The sequence below is a fragment of the Flagellimonas olearia genome (assembly GCF_009184425.1).
Taxonomy (GTDB): domain Bacteria; phylum Bacteroidota; class Bacteroidia; order Flavobacteriales; family Flavobacteriaceae; genus Flagellimonas; species Flagellimonas olearia.
The window spans coordinates 1-382 of sequence record NZ_WELG01000088.1; the positions used below are offsets into that span (position 1 = coordinate 1).

1 protein-coding gene is annotated in these 382 nt (G+C 57.3%); it reads right to left on the reverse strand.

Annotated elements, in window-relative coordinates; translation table 11 throughout:
- Nucleotides 1-40: 40 nt before the first annotated feature.
- A complete protein-coding gene (locus F8C76_RS19320; RefSeq protein WP_369126716.1) occupies nucleotides 41-343 on the reverse strand; it encodes a 4Fe-4S binding protein in 303 nt (100 codons plus the stop codon).
- Between the last annotated feature and the right edge of the window lie 39 nt (nucleotides 344-382).

Below are 382 nucleotides of genomic sequence, written 5' to 3' on the forward strand. Positions count from 1 at the left end.
GCCGGTGGTCAGGTTCACCATCATGACTCGGAAGAAGTCTCTAATCATTGCTTCCTCCCTCGATGGATTCTTTTTCCGGCAATTCAACCATTTCGAGACAATCATGCGGACAGAACGCGACGCACTGACCACAGTGGATGCAGACATACGGATTCACTTCGTGGTCCAGAAAAATGGCGTCCACGGGGCAGGCTTTGGCGCATTCGCCACATCGGATGCACAGGTTCTTTTTCTGGATGACACCGCCACCCTTGCGTTGGGACAGTGCCCCGGTGGGACAGGCCGCAGCGCACGGAGCCGGACTACAGGCCAGACATACGCGGGCTTCAAACCCCGTGGACAACCCGCCGGACGAGGAAATACGGATGCCCGCCTTGTTCCA